The organism is Streptomyces sp. NPDC055025 (assembly GCF_053608565.1).
The window spans coordinates 1-25,694 of record NZ_JBSGVS010000078.1 but is presented as its reverse complement, the minus strand read 5'-3'; the positions used below and the strand labels follow the sequence as shown (position 1 = coordinate 25,694).

The window sequence follows — 25,694 nt, the reverse complement described above, 5'->3', positions numbered from 1 at the left end:
CCGCGGAACGAGGGGCAGGGCGAGCGTCTGGTCGCGGGGCGGGGTGAGGGGCAGGGCGAGCGTCTGGTCGCGCGATCCGACGCCGAGTGGGGCGGGCGTACGGCGGAACGGCCGGACGGGCGCCTTGAGGACCGGCCCGGCGTCGGGGCGGACCGGCCCGGCGTGCGGGCGGCGAGCGGGCCTCTGCTCGCCTGGGGGGCCGCCGCCCGTGCGGTCCAGCGCGTCACCGCCTCCTCCCTCGGCCCGTATCAGAGCGCGGTCGTCCGGATCGGGTTCGCGGGCGCCTGGCTGCTGTTCCTGCTGTGGGAGCTGCCCAACCGCCGCGAGCTGTACGGTCCCGACGGCCCGTGGAGCTGGGACATGGCCCAGCAGCTCATCGCCCGGAACGGCGCCTTCACCGGGCTGATGTGGTCGGACAGCACGGTCTGGTTCGAGATCGTCTTCGCCGTCGCCGTGCTGTCCAGCGCGCTGCTGCTGGTCGGCTGGCGCACCCGCACCATGTCCGTGATCTTCATGTTCGGTGTGCTGTCGCTCCAGAACCGCAGCATCTTCATGGGCGACGGCGGGGACAATGTCATCCATCTGATGGCGATCTATCTGGTGCTGACCCGCTGCGGTCAGGTCTGGTCGCTGGACGCCAGGCGCGCGGCGCGTACAGCGGCCGTGGCGCGATCCGTGTCGGGGGCCGTGTCGGGTGGCGCGGCCGTGGCGGGGGCCGGGGCCGTACGGGACCGGGTCGGGCCGCTTCTCTGGGGCTGTCTCGGGGTCTTCCTGCTCATCGGCACGGTGACGGACCGGGTCCAGGGCGCCGTGTGGCTGCTGGTCCTCTTCTGGGGTGTGTGGATCGCGCAGGCCCTGTGGTGGGCGGTGAACCTCTACGAGCCGAACGGCGAGCCGCGCGCCCTGCTGGACGTCCTCGCCAACCTCGTCCACAACGCCGCACTCGTCGTGATCATGGCCGAGGTCTGTCTCGTCTACGCCACGGCCGGCTGGTACAAGATCCAGGGCTCGCGCTGGCAGGACGGCACCGCGCTCTACTACCCGCTCAAGCTGCACTACTTCGCTCCCTGGCCGGAGCTCTCCGGACTGCTCGCGTCCAGCGGTGTGATCGTGATGCTGGTGACGTACGGCACGGTCGCCGTGCAGGTCGCCTTTCCGTTCGCGCTCTTCAACCGGCGCGTCAAGAACGTGCTGCTGGTCGCGATGATGCTGGAGCACATGGGCATCGCCGTGCTGCTGGGACTGCCGTTCTTCTCGCTCGCGATGATCGCCGCCGACGCGGTGTTCCTGCCGACGAAATTCCTGAGATGGCTCGGTGACCGGCTCACGGGACTGTGGCACCGGCTGTTCTCCCGGCCCCGGGAGCGGGCCGGGGGGCGCAAGCACCTGCCGGAGCAGCGACGCGACAGCCCGGAGCAGCCCCGTACTCTCGTCGGGTGAGCAGTGAGACAACGGCGGACCTGGAACCGGCTCGTACCGAGGACCTGGAGCCCGTTCAGTACGACGAGGGCTTCGGCCCGGAGATCGGCGTCGGGCCGCATCCCGGGCCCTGGCCGCGGGACGAGCGGTACGACCCGGCACTGCTGGCGGCCGGGGACCGGCGCAATGTCGTGGACCGCTACCGGTACTGGACGCGCGAGGCGGTCGTCGCCGATCTCGACACCCGGCGCCACGACTTCCATGTGGCGGTGGAGAACTGGACCCATGACTTCAACATCGGCTCCGTGGTCCGCACCGCCAACGCCTTCCTCGCGAAGGAGATCCATATCGTCGGGCGGCGGCGCTGGAACCGGCGCGGCGCGATGGTCACCGACCGGTACCAGCATGTGCGCCACCACTCCGGCGCCGCCGAGCTGACCGCGTGGGCGGCGGCCGAGGGACTGCCGATCATCGGGATCGACAATCTGCCGGGGTCCGTCCCGCTGGAGCGGACCGCGCTGCCGCGCCGCTGTGTGCTGCTCTTCGGGCAGGAGGGCCCCGGTCTGACCGAGGAGGCCCGCGAACACGCCGCGATGGTCTGCTCGATCGCGCAGTTCGGCTCGACCCGCTCGATCAACGCCGGAGCCGCCGCGGCGATCGCCATGCACGCCTGGATCCAGCGGCACGCGGGCATTCCGGACGCCGGCGTTCCCGACGCCGGCACGCCGGGGGCGGCCGGACCGCCCGCCCTCTGACGGGCGGGCGGACGGTCACTCTCCGGGGCGGCCGGTCGCCAGGGCGGACGGCCACCGGAGCGGGCTGGTCACAGCACTGGCTCAGGCCTGGCGCCTGACCTCCACCACCCGGAAGCGGTTGGCCACGAAGGCCGCGTCGCACAGCGCCGCGTTCGCCGCGGGGTTGCCCCCGGAGCCATGGAAGTCCGAGAAGGCCGCTGTCTGGTTCACATACACCCCTCCCGTGAGATTCAGTGAGAGCTGCGCGGACTCCTCCAGACAGACCTCCTCGACCGCGCGCTCCGTCTCCGGCGAGGTCGTGTAGGCGCCGACCGTCATCGCGCCCTTCTCGCGGATCGTGCGCCGCAGCAGCTCCAGCGCGTCGTCCGTCGAGTCCACGGCGACCGCGAAGGACACCGGGCCGAAGCACTCGGCGAGATACGGAACCTCCGCGTCCGCCTCGGACCCGGCCTCCCCGGCCTTCTCCCAGGACTTGCGGGCGCCGTCGGCCTTCACGATCGCGGGCGTGCGGACCACCGCGTCCGGGAAGTCGGGATGGGTGATCTCCCGGGAGGCGAGCGCGATGTCACCCAGCGAGGCGGCCGCCTCCAGACGGGCCTTCACATCGGGGTTGACCAGAGCGCCCAGCAGCGCGTTGGCACGGGCGTCGTCGCCCAGCAGACCGCTCACCGAGGCCGCGAGATCGGCCACCACCTCGTCGTACGACTTCTCGCCCGCGTCCGTCGTGATGCCGTCCCGGGGGATCAGCAGATTCTGCGGGGTGGTGCACATCTGGCCGCTGTAGAGGGAGAGCGAGAAGGCCAGATTGGAGAGCATCCCCTTGTAGTCGTCGGTGGAGTCCACGAGGACGGTGTTGACGCCGGCCTTCTCCGTGTAGACCTGCGCCTGGCGGGCGTGGGTCTCCAGCCAGTCGCCGAACGCGGTCGACCCGGTGTAGTCGATGATCCGGATCTCCGGGCGCACGGCCAGCGACTTGGCGATGCCCTCGCCCGGCCGCTCCACGGCCAGCGCGACCAGATTCGGGTCGAACCCGGCCTCCGCGAGCACCTCGCGGGCCACCCGTACCGTCAGGGCGAGCGGCAGCACCGCGCGCGGATGGGGCTTGACCAGCACCGGATTGCCCGTGGCCAGGGACGCGAACAGGCCCGGATAGCCGTTCCACGTCGGGAAGGTGTTGCAGCCGATCAGCAGCGCGATGCCGCGCGGGGCCGCGGTGAAGGTCTTGCTCAGCGCGAGAGGGTCGCGCTTGCCCTGCGGCTTGGACCAGTCGGCGGCGGCCGGGGTCCGGGTCTGCTCCGCGTACGCGTACGCCACGGCCTCCAGGCCGCGGTCCTGGGCATGCGGCCCGCCCGCCTGGAACGCCATCAGGAAGGCCTGCCCGCTGGTGTGCATCACCGCCTGGGCGAACTCGTGCGTGCGGGCGCTGATCCGCGCCAGGATCTCCAGGCAGACCAGGGCGCGGGTCTCGGGCCCCGCCTCGCGCCAGGCGCCCATGCCCGCGCGCATGGCGGGCAGCAGGACGTCCGGGTCCGTGTGCGGATACTCGACCTCCAGCGCCGGTCCGTACGGCGAGACCTCGCCGCCCGTCCAGCCGTCCGTGCCCGGCTGATACAGCTCGAAACGGGTGCCGCGCAGGGCCTGGAAGGCGGCGAGACCCTCGGCCGGCGCGCTCTCGCCGTACGCCTTGGGGTGCTCGGGGTGCGGGGACCAGTAGGCGCGGCTGCGGATCGCGTCAAGGGCCTGGTCGAGCGTGGACCGGTGCTTTTCTGAGAGCTGCTGGGGGCTGAGCTGGGCGGCCATGACGGACCCACTCCTCGGTCGGGCGATGCGGTCGGGACAGGGACATGAAGGGACAGACAGAGTTAGAGTAACCGAACGATCGGTCGGGACAAGAGGGCCCGGCGAACCTGTGGACAACTCACCTGCGGAGAACCCCATGGCCCTTTCGAGGCCCGCTCATACGGGAGGATTGCTTCCATGACAGCAATCGAGCCCGGCCGCGTCGTCGCGGTCGTCGGCACCGGCACGATGGGGCAGGGCATAGCCCAGGTGGCCCTGGTCGCCGGCCATCCCGTACGGCTCTACGACGCCGTGCCGGGCCGTGCGGAACAGGCCGCCGCGTCCCTCTCCGGGCGTCTGGACCGGCTGGTCGAGAAGGGCGGGCTCGACGCCGCGGCGCGTGACGCCGCGACCGCCCGGCTCCGTCCGGCCGTGGACATCACCGAGCTGGCCGACGCCGCTCTGGTCGTCGAGGCCGTGCTGGAAGAGCTCTCCGTCAAGAGGGAACTGTTCGCGGCCCTGGAGGACATCGTCGCCGACGACTGTCTGCTCGCCACGAACACCTCCTCCCTCTCCGTCACGGCCGTCGCCGGTGAGCTGCGCCGCCCCGGCCGTCTGGTCGGGCTGCACTTCTTCAATCCCGCCCCCCTTCTGCCGCTGGTGGAGGTCGTCAGCGGGTTCGCGACGGACGACCACTGCGCGCGGCGCGCGTTCGAGACGGCACGCGCGTGGGGCAAGACTCCGGTGCGCTGCGCGGACACCCCCGGCTTCATCGTCAACCGCGTCGCCCGCCCCTACTACGCCGAGGCGTTCCGGGTGTACGAGGAGGGGGCCGCCGACCCCGCCACGATCGACGCGGTGCTGCGCGAGTCCGGCGGCTTCCGGATGGGCCCCTTCGAACTGACCGATCTGATCGGCCAGGACGTCAACGAGGCCGTCACCCGGTCTGTCTGGGAGTCCTTCTTCCAGGACGTGCGGTTCACGCCCTCGCTCGCGCAGCGCAGGCTGGTGGAGTCGGGGCGGCTGGGCCGCAAGTCGGGCCGGGGCTGGTTCCCGTACGGCGAGGACGCCGCACCGCGCGCCGGGGCGCGGACGGAAGGGCCCGCACCGGCGCCCGTGTCCGTCGCCGTGCACGGCGGACTCTTCGCGGCCGACGCGCTCCCCGGCCTGATCGAGGAGTCCGGTATCGAGGTCCTCCGTAAGGACGACGCCGTCCCCGGCTTTCCGGGCTGGATCGAGCTTCCCGGCGGTACGCGGCTGTTCCTGGCGGACGGTTCGGCTGCCGACGACGCCGGGATGCCCGTCATCCACTTCGATCTCGCGCTGGACTACCGCGCCGCGACCCGGATCGCCCTGGCACCCGCCGCCGGGGTCGACGGGGCGGCCCTGAGCGAGGCCGTCGGCCTCTTCCAGGCGCTCGGCAAGGACGTCAGCGTGATCGCGGACATCCCGGGCATGATCGTGACCCGTACGGTCGCGATGCTCGTGGACTTCGCGCTCGACGCGGCCGCGCGCGGGGTGGCCGCCCCGGACGACATCGACACCGCGATGCGACTGGGCGTCAACTATCCGCGCGGGCCGGTGGACTGGGGGGCCGGACTCGGCGCGTGGTGGGTCCTGGAGACGCTGGAGTCGCTGCACGAGGAGTACCCCACCGGCCGCTACGCCCCCTCCCAGGCACTGCGCCGCCTGGCCGCCGCACAGGAGGAGGACGACGCGTCATGACGACCGCCAAACGCGACACCTACACGCCCGAGACCCTGCTGACGGTCGCGGTCCGCGTCTTCAACGAGCGCGGTTACGACGGCACGTCCATGGAGCATCTCTCCAAGGCCGCCGGGATCTCCAAGTCCTCGATATACCACCATGTCGTGGGCAAGGAGGAACTGCTGCGCCGTGCCGTCAGCCGCGCCCTGGACGGGCTCTTCGGGATTCTCGACGAGGACGGGGCGGTCCAGGGACGGGCGATCGCGCGGGTGGAGTACGTGACCCGCCGTACGGTCGAGGTGCTGATGGCCGAACTGCCCTATGTGACGCTGCTGCTGCGGGTCAGGGGCAATACGCAGACCGAGCGCTGGGCGATGGAGCGGCGCCGTGAGTTCGACCAGCGGGTGGCCGATCTGCTCAAGGCCGCCGCCGCGGACGGGGATCTGCGGGCCGACATGGACATCAGGCTGGCGACCCGGCTGCTCTTCGGCATGGTCAACTCCCTGGTGGAGTGGTACCGGCCGCACGCGGTCGGGGGCCATGGCCGTGACGAGGTGGCGGAGGCGGTCGTACGGATGGCCTTCGACGGACTGCGCACGGAGCCGGCGGACACGCGCGGCGGCGAGTAGACCCGGGTCCGCGTTCGGGTCCGGGGCCAGGTGCGGGTCCGGGTCCGCTGGATCCTGTCCGGCGGACAGGGTCTAGAGCGTCGGGCCGGTGGCCGTTCCCGGTCCGAGGTCCGTTTCCTCGAACACCAGCAGGGTGCGGGTGGACAGCACCTCCGGAATGGACTGGAGCCTGGTCAGGACCAGTTCGCGCAGGGACCGGTTGTCCGGCGCGTGCACCAGCAGCAGTACGTCGAAGTCACCGCTGACCAGGGCGATGTGCGCGGCCCCCGGCAGCTCTTCGAGCTGTTCGCGCACGGTGCGCCAGGAGTTCTGCACGATCTTCAGGGTGATGTACGCGGAGGCGCCCTGACCCGCGCGTTCATGGTCGACCCGGGCGCTGAAACCGCGTATCACCCCGTCGTCGATCAGCCGGTTGATCCGGGCGTACGCGTTGGCCCGTGAGACATGGACCCGCTCGGCCACGGACCGTATCGAGGAGCGGCCGTCCGTCTGGAGGATCCGGAGGATGTCGTGGTCGATGGCGTCGAGCGGTCGCGGCGGCACAGGGGGCGGCACCGGGGGCGGCGCAGAGGGCTGCTTCTTGCCGCCGCCCCGGCCGGCGTCGACGGGGGCGCGTCCGGCCGTCGCGGGTCCGGCCTCGTCGACGCCCTGGTCCGCGCCGTCGGCCATTTGTTCAGCTCCCATGTCCCCCCACCTCTCCGCCATGGACGACCTGTGACCATCCCAGGCTGTGGAGAACCGTTTGTCCACAGGCTGAAGCCGCCTGTAGCCAAAATGCCTCAACGACCGAACAATCGGTAGGTGAGGCGTGCCACACCAGGCACCCCGTCGCCCGCCCGCTCTCACGAGGAGGTGCACGCGTGAAGAAGAGCAGTACGGTCCAGGAGCTGCCTGCCGCGGCCCACCGGCCCACCCCGCCCCCGGCGTGGCAGCCGCGTACCGACCCCGCGCCCCTGCTTCCCGACGCCGAGCCGTATCGCGCGCTGGGCACGGACGCCGTCGCCGGGGCCGATCCCGGACTGCTGCTGCGGCTCTACGCCGAGCTGGTCCGTGGCCGCAGGTTCAACACCCAGGCCACGGCCCTCACCAAGCAGGGCAGGCTGGCGGTCTATCCGTCGAGCACCGGTCAGGAGGCCTGCGAGGTCGCCGCCGCGCTCGTGCTGCGCGAGCAGGACTGGCTCTTTCCGAGTTACCGCGACACCCTCGCGGCCGTGGCGCGCGGACTCGACCCGGTCGAGGTGCTGACGCTGCTCCGGGGGGACTGGCACACCGGTTACGACCCGTACGAGCACCGGGTCGCGCCGCTGTCCACCCCGCTCGCCACCCAGCTCCCGCATGCCGTCGGCCTCGCGCACGCCGCTCGGCTCAAGGGGGACGATCTGGTCGCGCTGGCCCTGGTGGGCGACGGCGGCACCAGTGAGGGCGACTTCCACGAGGCGCTGAACTTCGCGGCCGTATGGCGGGCGCCGGTCGTCTTCCTCGTACAGAACAACGGCTTTGCGATCTCCGTGCCGCTCGCCAAGCAGAGCGCGGCGCCGTCCCTCGCCCACAAGGCCGTCGGGTACGGAATGCCGGGCCGGCTGGTGGACGGGAATGACGCGCTGGCGGTGCACACGGTGCTCGCCGAGGCCATGGCCCGTGCCAGGAGGGGCGAGGGGCCGACGCTGGTGGAGGCCGTGACCTACCGTGTCGAGGCTCATACGAACGCCGATGACGCGACCCGCTACCGCGCCGACGACGAGGTCGAGACCTGGCGCGCGCATGACCCGGTCCGTCTGCTGGAGCGCGAGCTGACCGCGCGCGGGATCCTCGACGAGGACGGCGTCCGGCAGGCCGCCGAGGCCGCGGAGGCGATGGCCGCGCGGCTGCGCGACCGGATGAACGCGGAGCCGGTGCTCGACCCGATGGATCTCTTCGCGCATGTCTACGCGGACCAGACCTCCCAGCTCCGCGAGCAGGCGGCCCAGCTCCGTGCCGAGCTGGCGGCGTCGGCCGAGGAAGGACAGGGTGAGACGCGATGACCACGGTCGCGGTGAAGCCCGCCACGATGGCGCAGGCCCTGCGGCGCGCGCTGCGCGACGCGATGGCCGAGGACCCGTCCGTCCATGTGCTCGGGGAGGACGTCGGCACGCTCGGCGGGGTCTTCCGGATCACCGACGGGCTGGCCGCGGAGTTCGGGGACGACCGCTGTACGGACACTCCGCTGGCCGAGGCGGGCATCCTGGGGACGGCCGTCGGGATGGCGATGTACGGACTGCGGCCCGTCGTGGAGATGCAGTTCGACGCCTTCGCGTATCCGTCGTTCGAGCAGCTGATCAGCCATGTGGCGAAGACGCGCAACCGCACGCGCGGTGCCATGCCGCTGCCGATCACCGTGCGGGTGCCCTACGGCGGCGGGATCGGCGGGGTCGAGCACCACAGCGACTCCTCCGAGGCGTATTACATGGCGACGCCCGGCCTCCATGTCGTCACCCCCGCGACGGTGGACGACGCTTACGGACTGCTGCGGGCCGCGATCGCCTCCGACGATCCGGTCGTCTTCCTGGAGCCGAAGCGGCTCTACTGGTCGAAGGCCGCGTGGTCGCCCGACGAGCCGGCGGCGGTCGAGCCGGTCGGCCGGGCCGTGGTCAGACGCCGGGGCAGCAGCGCCACCCTCATCACCTACGGCCCGTCCCTGCCGGTGTGTCTGGAGGCGGCCGAGGCGGCCCGCGCCGAGGGCTGGGATCTGGAAGTGGTCGATCTGCGCTCCCTGGTGCCGTTCGACGACGAGACGGTGGCCGAATCCGTACGGCGTACGGGCCGGGCGGTGGTCGTCCACGAGTCCACCGGATTCGGCGGCCCCGGCGGGGAGATCGCCGCCCGGATCACCGAGCGTTGCTTCCACCATCTGGAGGCGCCGGTGCTGCGGGTGGCGGGATTCGATATTCCGTATCCGCCGCCGATGCTGGAGAGGCACCATCTTCCGGGAGTGGACCGGGTGCTGGACGCGGTCGCGCGGCTCCAGTGGGAGACGGAGAGCTGATGGCCCAGGTACTGGAATTCAAACTGCCTGACCTCGGTGAAGGGCTGACCGAGGCGGAGATCGTCCGCTGGCTGGTGTCGGTGGGGGATGTCGTCGCCATCGACCAGCCGGTGGTCGAGGTCGAGACGGCCAAGGCGATGGTCGAGGTGCCCTGCCCCTACGGGGGCGTGGTCACGGCGCGCTACGGCGAGGAGGGCACGGAGCTGCCGGTCGGGGCTCCGCTGCTGACGGTGGCGGTGGGCGCGTCGGAGCCGGGTGATGTGGACCCGGCGGCCCGGACACGGCCGGTCGCCCCGCCCGCGCCCGTCGTGGGACCGCCCGCCGTGGACCCGGCCGCACAGCCGGCCACTCCCGGGGCGGCGGGTTCGGCCGGCTCGACGGGCCAGTCGTCCGGTGACGCGTCGGGCAATGTGCTGGTCGGATACGGCACGGGAGCGCCGGTGGCGCGCAGGCGCCGGGTCCGTCCGGTCCGGAGCACGGCGCCCGCCGCGCTCCGTCCCCCCGGCGGCGCCCGGACCGCCCCCGCCGGGCCGGTCCATGGCGCGACGGGACCGGTCCCGGTCGTCTCCCCGCTGGTGCGGCGGCTGGCCCGTGAGCACGGCGTCGATCTGCGGGCGCTGACGGGCTCGGGACGGGACGGACTGATCCTGCGGTCCGATGTCGAGCAGGCGATCCGGCACGGTGTCGCACCGCCGCGAACCCTGCCGGAGCTCCAGCCCCAGCCCCAGCCGCAGTCGCAGTCGCGGGAGCGGGCGCGGGTGTCGTCCGCGACGGCCGCTCCGGTGGCGGCCTCCCGGCAGTCGCCGGTTTCCGCCCAGGACGGAGCGGTCCGGGTGCCGCTGCGCGGAGTGAGGGGCGCGGTCGCGGACAAGCTCAGCCGCAGCCGGCATGAGATCCCGGACGCGACCTGCTGGGTCGACGCGGACGCCACGGAGCTGATGGCGGCCCGTACGGCGATGAACGCCGCCGGGGGCCCGAAGATCTCCCTGCTCGCGCTGCTGGGCCGGATCTGCACGGCGGCCCTCGCCCGTCATCCCGAGCTGAACTCCACCGTGGACATGGCAGCCCGGGAGATCGTGCGCCTGCCCGCGGTGCATCTCGGCTTCGCCGCGCAGACCGACCGCGGGCTGGTCGTCCCCGTCGTACGGGACGCGCACACGCGCTCCGCCGAATCGCTGAGCGCCGAGTTCGCGCGGCTGACGGAGGCGGGCCGGGCGGGCACCCTGACACCGGGCGATCTGACGGGCGGGACCTTCACGCTCAACAACTACGGGGTGTTCGGCGTCGACGGTTCCACGCCGATCCTCAACCACCCCGAGGCCGCCATGCTCGGGGTCGGCCGGATCGTGCCCAAGCCCTGGGTCCACCAGGGGGAGTTGGCCGTACGCCAGGTGGTGCAGCTCTCGCTCACCTTCGACCACCGGGTCTGCGACGGCGGCACGGCGGGCGGCTTCCTGCGCTATGTGGCGGACTGCGTCGAGCGGCCGGCGACGCTGCTGCGCACCCTGTAGACCCTTTAGCGGGACATTCCGGGTGGCGGATACCGGCACGCGCCGAAAACCCCGAGAACTTCGGCCTTCGTGCGGAGGCCATGAGCGTCGAACGGGTGATCGCGGCTCATACTTCTGCCATGACCGCCTATGACGCCATCGTGCTCGCCGGAGGAGCCGCCAAGCGGCTCGGCGGGGCCGACAAGCCAGGGGTACGGGTCGGGGGCCGGGCGCTCCTCGACCGTGTGCTGGCCGCGTGTGACGAGGCCGCCCGGACCGTGGTCGTGGGCGGCAGACGGCCCACCGCGCGGCCGGTGCGCTGGGCGCGTGAGGAGCCGCCCGGCGGCGGCCCCCTGGCCGCGCTCGACGCGGGGGTGCGGTGCGTCGAGGCCGGCACCGTGCTCGTACTCTCCGCGGATCTGCCGTTCCTCGGGAAACCGACCGTGCGCAGACTGGTCGAGACGCTGGACACCAGCGGCCGGGAGGCGGCTCTGCTCACCGATGCCGACGGCCGTGACCAGCCGCTGGTCGCCGCCTATCGCGCGGAGCCGCTCCGTCGTGAACTCGCCCTGCTCGCGACCGAGTACGGCAGCCTCCGCGGGCTTCCGCTGCGTCTGCTGCCGGACGAACTCGAACTCGCCCGCGTCGACGGCGATCCCCTCGCCTCCTTCGACTGCGACACCTGGGAAGACATCTCCACGGCTCGGGCCCGGATCAGGGAGCATGGAAACGTGCTGGACGAATGGATCACCGCAGTCAAGGACGAACTCGGCATCGAGCTGGACGTGGACATCCATGTCCTGCTCGATCTCGCCCGCGACGCCGCCCATGGCGTCGCCCGGCCCGCCGCGCCGCTGACGACCTTCCTGGTCGGCTATGCGGCGGCCAGAGCCGGTGGAGACGGTCCCGAAGCCGTCGCGGAGGCCGCGCGCAAGGCCGCGGCGCTCGCTCTGCGCTGGGCGGAGGAGGCGGAGGGCGGCGACGGACCGGAGGCCAAGGGGGCCGACGCCGGATGACCGCCCGGGACCGCGAGGCCGACGGGATCGACGGAATCGAAGAAGCCCTGGCACTGGTCGCCGGGGACCCGCCCGCGCCGTACGGCCGGGGCGCGGATCATGGACCGGGCCGGAATGAGGGCACGGACCAGGAGCGGGGAGAGCACGGCGCCGCTTCCGGAGCCCCGGCCTCGCCACCGGGTGCGGCATCGGCGTCGGCCTCGGCGGCCGGTCCGGCCCGCGCCGCCGCCCCCGGCGGCCGGGCCGCGTCGGACCGGCACCGGGCCGAGCCGTGGGAGGCGGCCCGCGTGATCGCCGTACGGTCAGGACGCTCGGCGCGCGGGGCGTCGTCCGCCCCGGCCCACCGTGTACCGCTCGACCAGGCCTTGGGCGGGGCACTCGCCGAGCCGCTGACCGCCCTCACCGATCTGCCGTCCTTCGACACCTCGGCGATGGACGGCTGGGCGGTGGCGGGACCGGGGCCCTGGACCGTACGGAGCGCGCACGGCGCGTCCGGGCGGAGCCCATCCGACGGCCCTGTCAGGGACCACGGCATTCTCGCCGGACAGGGAGAGGCGGCGCCGCTCCCCGACGGGGCGGCGGTACGGATCGCCACCGGCGCCCGGATCCCGCCCGAGGCGACCGCGGTGGTGCGCAGCGAAGACGCCCGGATCGACAGCGGCGGTCACCTCCATGCCGAGCGCGAGGTGGTCCCCGGCCAGGACATCAGGCCACGCGGCCAGGAGTGCCGCTCCGGCGACCGGCTGCTGCCCGCCGGTTCTCTGGTGACCCCCGCCGTACTGGGTCTGGCCGCGGCTGCCGGATACGACGAACTGCTCACCGTTCCACGGCCCCGGGTCGAGATACTGGTCCTCGGCGACGAACTGCTCAGCGAGGGGCTGCCCCACGACGGACTGATCCGCGACGCCCTGGGCCCGATGCTCGCGCCCTGGCTCCGCTCTCTCGGCGCCGAGGTTCTCGCCACCCGCCGGATCGGCGATGACGCCGACGCGCTGTGCCAGGCGATCACCGGCTCCGACGCCGATCTCGTCATCACCACCGGCGGCACGGCCGGAGGACCGGTCGATCATGTCCATCCGGTGCTCCGGAAGACGGGCGCCGAGCTGCTGGTCGACGGTGTCGCCGTACGGCCCGGCCATCCCATGCTGCTGGCCCGGCTGGCATCGGGACACCATCTGGTGGGCCTGCCCGGTAATCCGCTCGCCGCGGTCTCCGGGCTGCTGACCCTCGCCGAACCCCTGCTGCGGTCGCTGGCGGGACGGGCGCCCCGGACTCCGTACCGCGCACCGCTGCGTGATCCGGTGCAGGGTCATCCGCACGACACCCGTCTGGTGCCCGTCGTCCACCGCGACGAGGGGCTCGTACCGCTTCGCTTCAACGGTCCGGCCATGCTGCGCGGAATCGCCGCCGCTGATGGGCTCGTGGTCGTACCACCGCGCGGCGCCCCAACGGGTCAGGAGCTGGAAGTGCTGGACCTGCCGTGGACGGCCGGCGCCGATGGAGGGTGTTTCACGTGAAACTTCCCGGTCATGATGCGATGGCCAGGCAGGCCGACGAGCATCTGGTCACCGCCCGGGTGAAGCTTCCGCGCCGTAAGATCGCCCGTCCGCTGCTCCAGGTCAGCCGACGGCTGCTGATGGCGCTGTTCGTGCTGGCTCTGACGGTCTTCATCGTCTATGTCGACCGGCAGGGCTATCACGACAATTCCGACGAATCGGTCGATCTGCTGGATGCCGTCTACTACGCGACCGTGACGCTCTCCACGACGGGCTACGGTGACATCGTCCCGTACAGCGACAGCGCGCGGCTGGTGAATGTGCTGCTGGTGACCCCGCTGCGCGTGGTCTTTCTCATCATCCTGGTCGGTACCACTCTTGAGGTCCTCACGGAGCGCACCCGGGAAGAGTGGCGGCTGAACCGCTGGAGGTCCAACGTGCGTGACCACACCATCATCGTCGGCTATGGCACCAAGGGGCGGTCGGCGATCCAGACGCTCTGTGCCACCGGGCTGAAGAAGGATCAGATCGTCATCGTCGACCCGTCGAACAAGGTGATCGAGGCGGCCAACGCGGAAGGGTTCGTCGGGATCGTCGGCGATGCGACCCGCAGCGATGTGCTGTTGCGCGCCGAACTCCAGCGCGCCCGCCAGATAGTTATCGCCACTCAGCGCGATGACACAGCGGTGCTCGTCGCGCTGACGGCACGCCAGCTCAACCGCGGGGCGAAGATCGTGGCCGCCGTGCGGGAGGAGGAGAACGCACCGCTGCTGCGCCAGTCCGGCGCCGACGCCGTCATCACCAGCGCCAGTGCCGCCGGCCGGCTGCTCGGGCTCTCCGTGCTCAGCCCCAGCGCCGGCACGGTGATGGAGGATCTGATCCAGCAGGGCAGTGGCCTCGATCTCATCGAACGCCCCGTCATAAAGTCCGAAGTGGGCCGGAGCGTAAGGGAGACGGACGACCTGGTGGTGAGCGTGCTGCGTGGCCACCGTCTGCTCGGCTACGACGATCCGGCCGCCAGTCCGCTCCAGCTCACGGACCGTCTGATCACCATCGTCCGGGCCCAGAGCCCCACGGCACAGGACAACTCCAACCCGTCGTAGCGTCAGTTCGCCTACGGGACAGCCCTTGGCCGCGAATCGTCGTTCCCCTATGTCTCAGGACCGACCGGGCGGCGGGGCGGGAGTAGCCTCGCGCTCATGTATGCGATCACGATTCCGGAACCCGGTGGTCCTGAGGCGCTTGTCTGGGCCGAGGTGCCCGATCCCGTACCCGGCGAGGGCGAGGTCCTCGTCGAGGTCGTGGCGAGCGCCGTCAACCGCGCCGATCTTCTGCAACGGCAGGGCTTCTACGATCCGCCGCCCGGCTCCTCCCCCTACCCCGGTCTGGAGTGCGCGGGGCGGATCAGCGCGCTCGGCCCGGGGGTCGCGGGCTGGGCCGTCGGCGACGAGGTGTGTGCGCTTCTGTCCGGCGGGGGGTACGCGGAGAAGGTCGCCGTACCCGTCGGCCAGCTTCTTCCCGTACCGGAGGGCCTGGACCTGGCGACGGCCGCGGTGCTTCCCGAGGTGACCTGCACCGTCTGGTCCAACGTCTTTATGATCTCGCATCTGCGGCCCGGCGAGACGCTGCTGGTGCACGGCGGGGCGAGCGGTATCGGCACCATGTCCATCCAGCTCGCCAAGGCGGTGGGCGCACGGGTCGCGGTCACGGCGGGCGGTCCCGAGAAGCTGGAGCGCTGCGCCGAACTGGGCGCGGACATCCTGATCGACTACCGCGAGCAGGACTTCGTCGCGGAGATCCGCAAGGCCACGGACGGCGCCGGCGCGGATGTCATCCTCGATATCGTCGGCGCGAAGTATCTGGACCGGAATGTGAAGGCCCTGGCGGTGAACGGCCGGCTCGCGGTGATCGGTCTCCAGGGCGGAGTGAAGGGCGAACTCAATCTGGCCGCCCTGCTGCACAAGCGCGGTGCGATCACGGCGACCTCGCTGCGTGCCCGTCCCCAGTCCGAGAAGGCGGCGATCGTCGCGGCCGTACGGGAGCATGTCTGGCCGCTCATCGCCAACGGCGACATCCGTCCGATCGTGTACCGGACGCTGACGATGCCGGAGGCGGCGGAGGCACACCGCCTACTGGATTCCGGCACCCATATCGGCAAGGTGCTGCTGCTCGCGCCGACCGCCGGCTGACCGCTGCCCCCGGGGCCGGCGGGCCCTCGTCACCCCCGGCCCGGCGAGCTCGGCCCAGTCGCCGCGTCCCGCCCCGGCCCGGTGCGCCTTCGGTGTACCGGGCCGTGAGGGCCGGGGACCGGCCGGGGTCTACAGATACGGACCGGAGCGGAGCGCGCCGTGTCCCTGCTCGCCGTCGTCGTCCTGGACCGAGCCCGGCGGCAGCGCGCGCCGCATCTGTTCGAGCTGAGCCCTGGCGGCCATCTGCTGGGCGAACAGCGCCGTCTGGATGCCGTGGAAGAGACCCTCCAGCCAGCCCACCAACTGTGCCTGCGCGATACGCAGCTCCGCCTCGGAGGGGATCGCGTCATCCGTGAAGGGGAGCGAGAGCCGCTCCAACTCGTCGACCAGTTCGGGGGCGAGCCCGTCCTCCAGCTCCTTCACGGAGCCGGCGTGGATCTCCTTGAGCCTGACCCGGCTCGCCTCGTCCAGGGGAGCCGCCCGCACCTCCTCCAGGAGCTGCTTGATCATGCTGCCGATGCGCATGACCTTGGCCGGCTGTTCGACCATCTCCGTCACGGGAATCTCGCGCCCCTCGTCGGCACCGCCACCACCGCCGCCGCCGCCGAGTGCCATTCCGTCCTGTCCCACCACGAGGACATGGGGGCTCTGCTGCGACCGTTCGTTACTCGGCATCTCCATACGGCCCATTGTCTCGCACATGTGCGTCACCACATGGTGTGCCCCCGTACGAAGACCATCCACCTTCGTACGGGGGCAGGATTTCACCGGGTGCGCCGCCCGGTCACGCGGTCACGCGGCTATGTGGCGGCCCGGCGGCCCAGCGTCCGGTGCGAGCGGGTGACCAGCGCCGCCAGGACCGCGGCACCCAGCGGGACGGCGATCAGCAGCGCGGCCAGCGTCGCCCAGGGGATGACGACGGGTACGTAGGGCTGCGCGACGGCTCCCCAGCCCTCGTCGAGCGACTGCTGGTACCACTTCAGCTCGCCGCGGCGCTCCGTCAGCCGCAGTCCGATCGCGGGGAGGACCCCGGCGGCCGAGCCGAGCAGCACCCCCATCGCCGCCACCACCGCGCACTGGAATCCGCTGAGCGTCCTGCGGACCCGCGCCGGCGCTCCGACCGCGGCGAGCGTCTTGAGATCGGCCTCGGCGTCCGCCTGGGCGAGACCGGTGGCGATACCGGCCGCGCCGATGGTGACCAGTCCGGCGAAGACCGTCAGCGCCAGCAGCACGATGCTGTTCTCGCTGGTGAACCCGGACTCGATATGGAGATCCACCTGGCTGCCGGTCTTGGCCAGCTCGGCGTCCAGCTTCTGCTTCTGGGTGTCGTTCGGCAGGACGCTGGACGAGTAGTACGCGCCGAGCGGGACGGTGCTGATTCCCGCGGCCTTCGCCGTGGCCGGGGTCATGATCACCGCGACGCCGTACGCGTTCGGATCCCCCTTCACCTGGTGCGCGGGGATCGACTTGACGGCGCCGGGCAGCGGCAGGCCCTTCTGGCGGGCCGTCTCCGCCGCCTCGGTGTCCGTGATCAGCAGGATGTCGATCTTCCCGGCCGCGTTGACGTTCCGCTTGTCGAACGAGACGACCCGGCCGTCCGCCAGCGCCTTCTCCGCCCCCGGATCCTTGATGCCGAGGACCTTGAGCAGAGCGGAGTCACCGATCAGCACTCCGGCCTCGACACCGCTGTAGACCGTGTCCTGTTCGCAGCGCCAGTCCTTGGCGAGCTTGCGCCGCTCGGCCTTGCTGAACTTCTCCGAAGGATCGTCCGGCCCCGTGGACCAGAGCGGACACTGCTGGGCCTTGGGGACGACCAGTTCGTACCGTCCGCAGCCGTCCTCACCGCCGTACATCGAGCAGCTCGGCTTTCCGACGGAGATACGGTCCACATCGGCCCGTAGATCGACGGGCAGGTTCTTCTGGACGGCCGTGCGCACGGCCGGAACGTCCCGGCCGCCCTCCTCATTGACCATGACCGAGATCGCGCCAGGGGGGAGCTGCGGTTCGTACGCGGCCCGGATCTGGGCATCGCTGCTCGCGGAATAGGTCGAGACCGCCACCGTGCCCGCGACCGCGGCCAGCACCGCCGCCACGGCGGGCGCCGTGCGCCCCCTGTTCCGTACGGCGTCCCGCAGCGCCAGCCGCGGCGAGAGCGGGAGCCAGCGGCCGAGCCGGCCGAACAGACCGACCAGGGCGGGCGTCAGCGCGACCACGCCCAGCTCGGCGAGAGCGCTGCCGCCCGCGACGATCGCGAACTGGTCGGTCATCGTCGAGCCGTACAGCGCGATCACCGCTCCCAGCGCGACCGCGACCAGCCCGAGAACCGGCAGGACCCTGCTGCTTCCGCGCACTCCGCGACGGCCGGTGAGCGAGGCCAGCACGGTCTGCCGGGAGGCGGTGACGGCCGGGACGATCGCCGCGAGAAGACCGGTGAGCACGGCGAGCAGCGCGATACCGAGCAGTTCCAGCGGCCGGATGTCGAAGCCGCCGAAGCGCTGGCCCAGGTAGTCCTCAAGGACGGGACGCAGCACATAGGTGAGGCCCAGACCGAGGGCCGTACCGATGACGGCCGAGGCGACACCGATCACCAGACCGCCGCCGAGGACGATGGCCCGGATATGGCGCCGGTCACCGCCGTTGGCACCGACCAGACCGAGCTGACGGCGTGAGCGCCGGGCACCGACCGCGAAGGCCGGGCCCGCCAGCAGACAGATCTCCAGCATGGCGAGTCCGACGATGGTGCCGATCGCGGCCAGTTCCGTGGCGTCGGCGACCGCGCTCTGCTCGTACCGTTGCTGCTCGTCCTGCTGGTACAGCGGCACATCCGCGTCGGCGGGCGGGTTCAGGGCCACGGCCCGGGAGGTCACCAGAACGCCATGGGTATTGGCTTCCTTCACCATGTTCCACGTGAAACCACCCGGAAAGCGTACGAGTTGGGTGGTGCTCGGGTTCGCCCCCATCAGCCCGTCGGCCTGGAGCGCCTTGTCGAGCGGGGCCAGAAACGCCCCGGGGAGCGCGTTGACCTGGTCGGTCTCCAGCGAGTCGGGAAGTTCGTACGCACCGACGATCCGGTACACGTTGCCAAGTCCACGGGCGGTGAGCTCCGAACCCACCCGTAGCCCGCTGACCTCCAGGAAGTGACTGGTCGCCGCGACCTCGTCGGCCCGCTCGGGGAAGCGGCCCTCGTTGAGGCGCATGATGCCGTCGGCGATCGGGTCGGCTGCCTTCAGTTCGCGGATCTCGGTCTGGAGCAGTCCGTGCGTGGTACGGAGCTTTCCGACTCCCGTCGTGTCCTCAAGGACCGTGGCACCCGCCGGAACGGCCTTGGAGATATCGCCGGGGCCATCGGGCCAGGGCCTGTCCCTGTAGTCGGCGACCGGCGTGTAACTGTCGGCCTCGGGGTTCTGGTAGAGCGGCTCTCCGCCGAACCCCGGGTCGGTGATCTGGGCATCGGCCTGGCCGAGCGTGCGGTCGAGCTGCTCCTGGGTGGACAGCTCGGCACTGCGCAGGGTCAGGTCGAAGGCGCTCACCCCGAGGATGGGGAGCGCGATCATGGACAGGACGAGAAAGCTGCGTCCCTTGGAGCGCCAGGCGTCGCGACGGGCGATCCGCAGCGCCGCGCGCCAGGAGTGGTACCAGGTCTTCACAGTTCGGCCGCCTGGCCCGTGAGCAGCGAGTCCGCCTGGCTACGGAGGGTCTGGTCGACCACCGAGCCGTCCCGCAGGAAGACCACCCGGTCCGCCCAGGCCGCGAAGCGCGGTTCATGGGTGACCAGAACCCCGGCGGCGCCGGCGTCGCAGCGCGTACGCAGCAGGGCGAGCACGGACTCACCCGTCTCGGAGTCCAGCGCGCCCGTCGGCTCGTCGGCGAGGACAAGACGCCGGTCGCCGACGAGCGCGCGGGCTATCGCCACCCGCTGCTGCTGGCCGCCGGACATCTCGTCCGGGAACCGGTCGGCGAGCTGCTCAAGACCCATCTCCGCCAGCGCGGCCACGGCCTCGGTGCGCGCCTTGCGCGCGGAGGTGCCGTCGAGCTCACGGGGCAGCGAGATGTTCTCGGCGGCGGTGAGGGCGGGGATCAGGTTGTAGTCCTGGAAGACATAGCCGATGCTGCGGCGGCGCAGGGCCGCGAGCTGCTTACGGCCGACGGTGGTGATGTCGGTGCCCTCGACGATGACACGGCCCGAGCTGGGGGTGTCCAGGCCGCCCGCGATGGTCAGCAGCGTGGATTTTCCGGAGCCCGAGGGGCCCATGACGGCGACCAGTTCGCCGGGGAACACATCGAGGTTGATACCGCGCAGGGCCTGGACCTCGGTGGCGCCGCTGCCATGGACGCGGGTCAGCTCCTGGAGTCGCAGCACGGGCTGCTGTGACGGTTGTGCGTTTTCGGGCATGAAGGATCCCCCTAGGGCGGTACGTGCACATACGTGTGTGGGGTATGTGGGTCGGGTGAGAAGGCTGAGAAGACTGAGAAGGGTGAGGTCGGGTGAGAACGGTGAGGAGAGTGAGGTGTGGCGGGAGGTACGGCGGCGGGCCGGGCCGGGGCCGAGTCGTCCCCCGGTCAGGTCGTCCTCCGGTCAGGTCGTCCCCCCCGTCGGGCCGGCGCCTGCCGGGGCGTCCGTCCGCCGGGTCTACTGCCTGTCGGTGATCACCCGGCTGCCGACATCGAGCGAGCCGCCGTCAGGGCCGCCCGTAGAACTGCCCGCGGGGCCGTTGGCGGGGCTGACCGCTGGGCCGTTCGAAACGTCGGCCGAGGGGCTGACCGCGAGGCCGTTCGAAACGTCGGCCGGGGGGCCGTCCGACGGCCGGTTGTCGGGTTCCGGCAGCAGCGCGAGCCTGATCAGCCGGGCTTCACAGTGGTCGAGCCAGCGGGCCTCGGCCTCGGTCAGGAAGATGAGCTGTTCCAGGACGAGCAGCCAGGCCACTTCGTGCCGGTCGGCCGGGACGGCGTCCAGGGCCTGGGCCTTGAGCCGGGTGTAGTCCTGCATCGCCTGGATGGTGTGGCGGCGCTGCGACTGGATGACCTCCCGGATGTCGACCCCGGGCATCCCCACCGCCATGGCGAGCTTGATCGCCAGCTCGTCACGGGGCGGGCTGGTGCGGTCGACCGGGGTACGGAACCACGCCTTCAGTTCCGCGCGGCCCGCGTCGGTGATCACATGGAGCGCGTGGCCCGCACGGTCCTCGCCGTCCTGGGTGACCATGCCGTCGCGCTCCAGACGGCTCAGGGTCGTATAGACCTGGCCGACGTTGAGCGGCCAGGTGGCACCCGTGCGGGACTCGAACTCCGTACGGAGCTGAGAGCCGTAGCGAGGGCCGCGTTCCAGGAGGGCGAGAAGCCCGTGGCGAATCGACATACTCAGTATGTATACCGGGTATGGCGTAGCTCGCAAGCGACCTGAGGCGGACCAGGTGAGTACGCCATAAGGATGATGCGGACTGATGCGGACGCGGAGGCGGGGGCGGGAGAGGGGCGGGAGAGGGGCTCAGCGGCGGCGGAGCCGCAGTCCGAGAAAGCCCAGTCCCAGGCCGATCAGAGTGATTCCCGTGCCCAGGGTCAGCACGGGAACCGTCCGCGCGGCGGGGTCGGTGACGGTCCGGTCGGCGGGTTCACGGGCGGCCGCGGGCGGGCGGCGCCGGGGCGCCTCGGAGTCCTCCGGCGGATGGACGAACTCCTCCAGCGGCTCGTCCGCCGCGTGTCCGTCCGTCCTCGGGTCGGTCTCGTCGTCCGTCCCGTCCGTACCCTTCTCGCCCTCTCCCGGCTCGGTCTCCTCGTTTTCCTCGCTCTCTCCGAGGTGGGAGGGTGACGTGGGTTCGGACGGCGAGGTGCGGGGGTGGGTGGCGGACGGTGAGGCGGGGGTCCGGGGCGGACGGCTGGGGTGCGCGGAAGGGGCGGGGTCCGCGTCCGTCTCCGGATCGCCGTACGCCTCCCCGTCCGCCTCCGGGTCCGACTCCCACTCGGCCCCGGGATCGGCCTCCGGGTCGCCGTCGTCCGTGTGCGGGCTTCCGTCGCCCGGTGACACCGCCTCGGGTTCCTGTGGTCTCCCGGGGCGCGGCCGTCCCTCCCCGGCCGGACGGCCGGCCAGTGCGACGGCCGACTCGCCGGAGACCGTCGGTCCTGTCCCGGGCGGGGCGGACTCCTCGGCGTACGCGCCGGGCGCGGCCATCAGCAGCGACGCGACCGCGATCGCGCAGGGGGTGCGGAGCGTAGGAGTCACCGACTCAGCGTCACATGTAATGACAAATCCGGCATCTCGAAACGTTCCTGCGGTGGAACGAAGCGGGCGAAGCGGATGGAGCGAACGAACGCGATACGAGCGAGGCCCGGTACGCATGTCGTACCGGGCCTTGGCCTTCGGACTGTGCGGGTCCTGTGTGGGTCCGGTCCCCCGAACCGGCCCGCACGGCCCGCGACTACCCCGCGTACCCCGTGGAGATCGTCAGTTCGAACTCCTGGCCGTCGGGCGGCACGGCGGCCCCCGGCCTCGGGTACTGGTCGATCACGATGTCCTTGGCCCAGGACCCGTCGTTGTCCGTCTTCACCGGCGCCCACGACCAGCCCGCCTCACGGAGGCAGTCCTTCACCGAGAGGATGTCCTTGTACCGCAGATCGGGGGCCGTCACCTTTGACGGATCCAGTCCGTCCTCCGAGGCGTCCGTGCACTCCGACACGTCGATGGTGCGGTTGCGCTCCGGGCCCCGGTACCCCTCCTGGGTGGAGGCGCCGGTGCCCGTGTTCCCCGTACCGTCGCCCGTGCCCGTGTCATCACCGTTGAGCGAAAGTGCCGCTATCAGACCGCCGATGGCCAGCAGCGCGACCACGATCGCACCCACGATGACCGGCATGTTCCGTCTGCCATCACTGCCACTGCCATGGCCGCCGCCGTGACCACTGCCGTGGCCGCCGCCGTGCGCACCGTGGCCACCGCGCCCACCGGGCGCGGTCGAGGGCTGGGACGACATCATGTACGGCGGCGGGGTCTGCGCCATCGGCTGCCCCGGCCGGGGGGCCGGGTACGCCGGGACCGACTGCGGATAGCCGTAGCCCGGACCGGGCGCCTGCGGCGCCGGCGGCGGGGCGGGTGTCGGCGGCCCGTACGACCCCTGGCTGTTGTACGGCGTCCGCACGCCCTGCGGCGGCGGTGGCGGCGCCTGGCCCGACTGGTCCACCGGCGGGAAGACCGCCGAGCCCACGCCCGAGCCGCTGCGCTGCGGAGCGCCCGGCACCACGATCACCGGAGCACCCGACTGACCGGCGGTCAGCACACGCGCGCACTCGTCGCCCATCGCCGACGCGCTCGGGAAACGCTCGTTCGGGTTCTTCTTCAGCGCCCGCGCGACCAGCGCGTCCATCGCCGGAGTGACCGAACGGTTGATGGTGGACGGAGCGACCGGCTCCTCCTGCACATGGGCGTACGCGATCGCCAGCGGCGAGTCCGCGTCGAACGGCAGCCGCCCGGTCAGGAGCTGGAAGAGCATGATGCCGACCGAGTACAGATCGGAGCGGGCGTCGACGGCGCGCCCCAGCGCCTGTTCGGGCGAGAGGTACTGCGGCGTACCGACGACCATGCCGGTCTGCGTCATCGAGGTGACCCCCGACTGCATCGCGCGCGCGATACCGAAGTCCATCACCTTGACGACGCCGCGCTTGGTCATCATCACATTGCCCGGCTTGATGTCCCGGTGCACCAGGCCCATCTCATGGCTGGCCTCCAGCGCGGCCAGCACATCGGCCGTCACCTTGAGCGCCTTGTCGGCCGGCATCGCGCCGTACTGCGCGATGTCCCGCTGGAGCACGGAGCCGAGCGGATGCCCCTCGACGTACTCCATGACGATGTACGGCATCAGCGCGCCGGCCAGCTCGTCCTCGCCCGTGTCGAACACGGAGACGACATTGGTGTGCGACAGCTTGGCCACGGCCTGGGCCTCGCGCCGGAACCGCTCGCGGAAGGACTGCTCGCGCCCCAGCTCCGTGTGGAGGGTCTTGATGGCGACCTGGCGGTCGAGCGCCGTGTCGTACGCGAGGTAGACGGACGCCATCCCGCCTTCGCCGAGCAGGTCGCGAAGCTGGTAACGGCCGCCCGCGACCGAACCGCCCGCGTGACGGCCCCGTGCGCCATGCTGGCTCATGACTGTGCTTCCCCCTCCGGCGCGCGGACGCGGTCCGCAAGAAGTGGACGCGATGGTGCTCACGCGGTGATCCCGTTATTACGCGCCAAGTCTGCCCGAGGGCGGAGACACGTCAAGCCGGGTGCCCGTTCCGTGACCGTACGCACAACAAGCGTCTCGGAAGCGTTACCGGAAACGGGTGGAACAAGGATGGAATATGCGTGGGTATCGCGTAGCCCGGTTTCATGGCCGGTCCACCGTGGACCGGCGTGTCATACGGAGGCTGTAGCGTGATGTGGCATAGCCACCCCTGAGACACCCACCCCCGAGAAACACCCTGAGAAACACAGGCATACCGCGGACCGCGCACGCGGTCGTGAAGCGGACAGAAACGACGGCGAGGACTGATGGCACCCGAACCCGAAGCAGGCGGCGGAGTGTCGGATGCCGCGGACTCCTGGGGCGATGGCGGCCTGGTCGGAGGGCTGGTCGGCGACGGCCGCTACCGGATGACCCACCGTCTCGGCCGCGGCGGCATGGCCGAGGTGTTCGCGGCGGAGGACGTACGGCTCGGGCGCACCGTGGCCGTCAAGCTGCTCCGCGCCGATCTCGCGGAGGACCCGGTCTCCAAGGCCCGGTTCACCCGTGAGGCGCAGTCGGTCGCCGGGCTGAACCACCACGCGGTGGTGGCGGTGTACGACTCCGGCGAGGACACGGTCAACGGACAGACCGTGCCGTACATCGTGATGGAGCTGGTCGAGGGCCGCACCATCCGCGATCTGCTGGTCAGCGCCGAGGCCCCGCCGCCCCAGCAGGCGCTGATCATCGTCTCCGGAGTGCTGGAGGCGCTCGCCTACTCGCACCAGCACGGCATCGTGCACCGTGACATCAAGCCCGCCAATGTGATCATCACCGACGCCGGCGCGGTGAAGGTGATGGACTTCGGCATCGCGCGCGCCCTGCACGGCGCGCAGTCGACGATGACCCAGACCGGCATGGTCATGGGCACCCCGCAGTACCTCTCCCCCGAGCAGGCGCTCGGCAAGGCCGTCGACCACCGCAGCGATCTGTACGCCACGGGCTGCCTGCTCTACGAACTCCTCGCGCTGCGGCCCCCGTTCACCGGTGAGACCCCGCTCTCCGTCGTCTATCAGCATGTCCAGGACATCCCGGTGCCGCCCTCCGAGGTCTCGGACGCGGCGCCGCCGGAGCTGGACGGCCTGGTGATGCGCTCGCTCGCGAAGGAACCGGACGACCGGTTCCAGAGCGCCGAGGAGATGCGCGGGCTGGTCCAGTACGGCTTGCAGATGCTCCAGCAGCAGGGGAGCCACACGGGCACCTGGAACACCGGCGCGTTCGACGCGCACATCGGCGGCAGCACCCCGGCGATGGGCATGGCCGCGACGACCGCGATGGGGCACCCGCCGCACGGCGACACCTCGCAGAGCCCGATCCTGCCGCCGATGAATCCGCATGACGGCGGATATGACGGCGGGCACCACGGCGGGGGCGGCCGGGGCAAGATGTGGCTCTTCGTCGCGCTCGCGGTGATCGCGATCGTGGCGGGGGTGGCCTATGCCGTCAACGGCATGAGCGACACGGGCAATGGCGTCAAGTCGGACAAGCCCACGACCACCCCGACCCAGGAGACACCGAGCGACGAGGGTCCCACGCCGTCGGACGAGCCGAGCGAGACCCAGGAGACGGACGACTCGTCGGGTGGCGGCGATGGGTCGAACTGGCCGCCGCCCGAGAAGCCGAAGCCCAGTCTGACCCCGTCCGACGAGCCGACGGACACCCCGTCGAGCAGCGACACGGGTACGACGGACGGTGGCGGCGGTACGACCGACGGCGGGACGACCGGCGAACCGACGACCGATCCGCCCCAGTCCCCGCCGCCGGACGGCGGCGACGGAGAGCCGGGTGGCGGGACGCCGGGCGGCGGTGGGACCCCGGGCGGTGTCGTCAACGGCGCCGACAACGGCGGTGCGGCCACCACCGGCGGCTGAGGAACCGGCGGCTGAGGCGCTGTCAGCTGAGGTACCAGCAGCGGCTGATCACTTTTCCGGGGCGCCCCGGGATCC

20 protein-coding genes are annotated in these 25,694 nt (G+C 71.5%); 12 read left to right on the top strand and 8 right to left on the bottom strand.

Features of this window, described 5'->3' with window-relative positions:
- Positions 1–162: 162 nt before the first annotated feature.
- Both ACWGDX_RS34255 and ACWGDX_RS34250 read left to right on the top strand, forming a co-directional pair.
- Positions 163–1,440 (top strand): HTTM domain-containing protein, encoded by a 1,278-nt coding sequence (locus ACWGDX_RS34255; RefSeq protein WP_453632022.1) that lies wholly within the window; start codon positions 163–165, stop codon positions 1,438–1,440.
- Positions 1,437–2,174 (top strand): TrmH family RNA methyltransferase, encoded by a 738-nt coding sequence (locus tag ACWGDX_RS34250; RefSeq protein WP_453632003.1) that lies wholly within the window; start codon positions 1,437–1,439, stop codon positions 2,172–2,174. The genes ACWGDX_RS34255 and ACWGDX_RS34250 overlap by 4 nt, the downstream gene beginning before the upstream one ends.
- An 81-nt stretch (positions 2,175–2,255) precedes the next feature.
- Here ACWGDX_RS34250 and paaN read toward each other — a convergent pair whose 3' ends face one another.
- Entirely contained in the window at positions 2,256–3,974 is a 1,719-nt protein-coding gene (gene paaN / locus ACWGDX_RS34245; RefSeq protein WP_453632001.1) for a phenylacetic acid degradation protein PaaN, read from the bottom strand.
- 177 nt (positions 3,975–4,151) lie between these two features.
- Between paaN and ACWGDX_RS34240 the strand changes: the two genes are divergently transcribed.
- Together ACWGDX_RS34240 and ACWGDX_RS34235 are read left to right on the top strand one after the other, a co-directional pair.
- Positions 4,152–5,678, top strand: coding sequence for a 3-hydroxyacyl-CoA dehydrogenase (locus tag ACWGDX_RS34240; protein ID WP_453631999.1), 1,527 nt, complete (start codon positions 4,152–4,154; stop codon positions 5,676–5,678).
- Positions 5,675–6,289, top strand: a complete 615-nt coding sequence (locus ACWGDX_RS34235) for a TetR/AcrR family transcriptional regulator (RefSeq protein WP_453631997.1) — start codon at positions 5,675–5,677, stop codon at positions 6,287–6,289. Before ACWGDX_RS34240 ends, ACWGDX_RS34235 begins: the two co-directional genes overlap by 4 nt.
- 72 nt (positions 6,290–6,361) lie before the next feature.
- Here the strand turns inward: ACWGDX_RS34235 and ACWGDX_RS34230 are convergent, their stop codons facing one another.
- Complete coding sequence (locus ACWGDX_RS34230) at positions 6,362–6,973, bottom strand: Lrp/AsnC family transcriptional regulator (protein ID WP_453631995.1); 612 nt, start codon at positions 6,971–6,973, stop codon at positions 6,362–6,364.
- A gap of 176 nt (positions 6,974–7,149) precedes the next feature.
- Here ACWGDX_RS34230 and pdhA point away from each other — a divergent pair, with 176 nt between their 5' ends.
- From pdhA to ACWGDX_RS34195, 7 genes are all read left to right on the top strand, one after another.
- The gene (gene pdhA / locus ACWGDX_RS34225; RefSeq protein WP_453631993.1) at positions 7,150–8,310 is read left to right on the top strand and encodes a pyruvate dehydrogenase (acetyl-transferring) E1 component subunit alpha; all 1,161 of its coding nucleotides are present in this window, start codon (positions 7,150–7,152) and stop codon (positions 8,308–8,310) included.
- Positions 8,307–9,311: an alpha-ketoacid dehydrogenase subunit beta gene (locus ACWGDX_RS34220; RefSeq protein ID WP_453631991.1), complete on the top strand. Its 1,005-nt coding sequence runs from the start codon at positions 8,307–8,309 to the stop codon at positions 9,309–9,311. The genes pdhA and ACWGDX_RS34220 overlap by 4 nt, the downstream gene beginning before the upstream one ends.
- Positions 9,311–10,822 (top strand): dihydrolipoamide acetyltransferase family protein, encoded by a 1,512-nt coding sequence (locus ACWGDX_RS34215; protein WP_453631989.1) that lies wholly within the window; start codon positions 9,311–9,313, stop codon positions 10,820–10,822. The genes ACWGDX_RS34220 and ACWGDX_RS34215 overlap by 1 nt, the downstream gene beginning before the upstream one ends.
- Before the next feature lie 119 nt (positions 10,823–10,941).
- The gene (locus tag ACWGDX_RS34210; RefSeq protein WP_453631987.1) at positions 10,942–11,817 is read left to right on the top strand and encodes an NTP transferase domain-containing protein; all 876 of its coding nucleotides are present in this window, start codon (positions 10,942–10,944) and stop codon (positions 11,815–11,817) included.
- Positions 11,814–13,334, top strand: coding sequence for a molybdopterin molybdotransferase MoeA (locus ACWGDX_RS34205; RefSeq protein WP_453631985.1), 1,521 nt, complete (start codon positions 11,814–11,816; stop codon positions 13,332–13,334). Before ACWGDX_RS34210 ends, ACWGDX_RS34205 begins: the two co-directional genes overlap by 4 nt.
- Positions 13,331–14,416, top strand: coding sequence for a potassium channel family protein (locus tag ACWGDX_RS34200; protein WP_453631983.1), 1,086 nt, complete (start codon positions 13,331–13,333; stop codon positions 14,414–14,416). The genes ACWGDX_RS34205 and ACWGDX_RS34200 overlap by 4 nt, the downstream gene beginning before the upstream one ends.
- A gap of 96 nt (positions 14,417–14,512) precedes the next feature.
- Positions 14,513–15,502 carry an NAD(P)H-quinone oxidoreductase gene (locus ACWGDX_RS34195; protein ID WP_453631981.1) on the top strand — a complete coding sequence of 330 codons (990 nt, stop codon included), beginning with the start codon at positions 14,513–14,515 and terminating at the stop codon, positions 15,500–15,502.
- Positions 15,503–15,631: 129 nt separating this feature from the next.
- Here ACWGDX_RS34195 and ACWGDX_RS34190 read toward each other — a convergent pair whose 3' ends face one another.
- The 6 genes from ACWGDX_RS34190 to ACWGDX_RS34165 form a co-directional block, all read right to left on the bottom strand.
- The gene (locus ACWGDX_RS34190; protein ID WP_453631979.1) at positions 15,632–16,183 is read right to left on the bottom strand and encodes a bacterial proteasome activator family protein; all 552 of its coding nucleotides are present in this window, start codon (positions 16,181–16,183) and stop codon (positions 15,632–15,634) included.
- 119 nt (positions 16,184–16,302) lie between these two features.
- Positions 16,303–19,149 carry an FtsX-like permease family protein gene (locus tag ACWGDX_RS34185; protein WP_453631977.1) on the bottom strand — a complete coding sequence of 949 codons (2,847 nt, stop codon included), beginning with the start codon at positions 19,147–19,149 and terminating at the stop codon, positions 16,303–16,305.
- Positions 19,146–19,895 (bottom strand): ABC transporter ATP-binding protein, encoded by a 750-nt coding sequence (locus ACWGDX_RS34180; protein WP_363079011.1) that lies wholly within the window; start codon positions 19,893–19,895, stop codon positions 19,146–19,148. The genes ACWGDX_RS34185 and ACWGDX_RS34180 overlap by 4 nt, the downstream gene beginning before the upstream one ends.
- 237 nt (positions 19,896–20,132) lie before the next feature.
- Positions 20,133–20,858 (bottom strand): PadR family transcriptional regulator, encoded by a 726-nt coding sequence (locus ACWGDX_RS34175; protein WP_453631975.1) that lies wholly within the window; start codon positions 20,856–20,858, stop codon positions 20,133–20,135.
- Between the two features lie 129 nt (positions 20,859–20,987).
- On the bottom strand, positions 20,988–21,719 hold the full coding sequence (locus tag ACWGDX_RS34170; RefSeq protein ID WP_453631973.1) for a hypothetical protein: 732 nt from the start codon (positions 21,717–21,719) through the stop codon (positions 20,988–20,990).
- A gap of 196 nt (positions 21,720–21,915) precedes the next feature.
- Complete coding sequence (locus ACWGDX_RS34165) at positions 21,916–23,631, bottom strand: protein kinase domain-containing protein (RefSeq protein WP_453631971.1); 1,716 nt, start codon at positions 23,629–23,631, stop codon at positions 21,916–21,918.
- 386 nt (positions 23,632–24,017) lie between these two features.
- Between ACWGDX_RS34165 and ACWGDX_RS34160 the strand changes: the two genes are divergently transcribed.
- A complete protein-coding gene (locus ACWGDX_RS34160) occupies positions 24,018–25,619 on the top strand; it encodes a protein kinase domain-containing protein (RefSeq protein ID WP_453631969.1) in 1,602 nt (533 codons plus the stop codon).
- Positions 25,620–25,694: the final 75 nt, after the last annotated feature.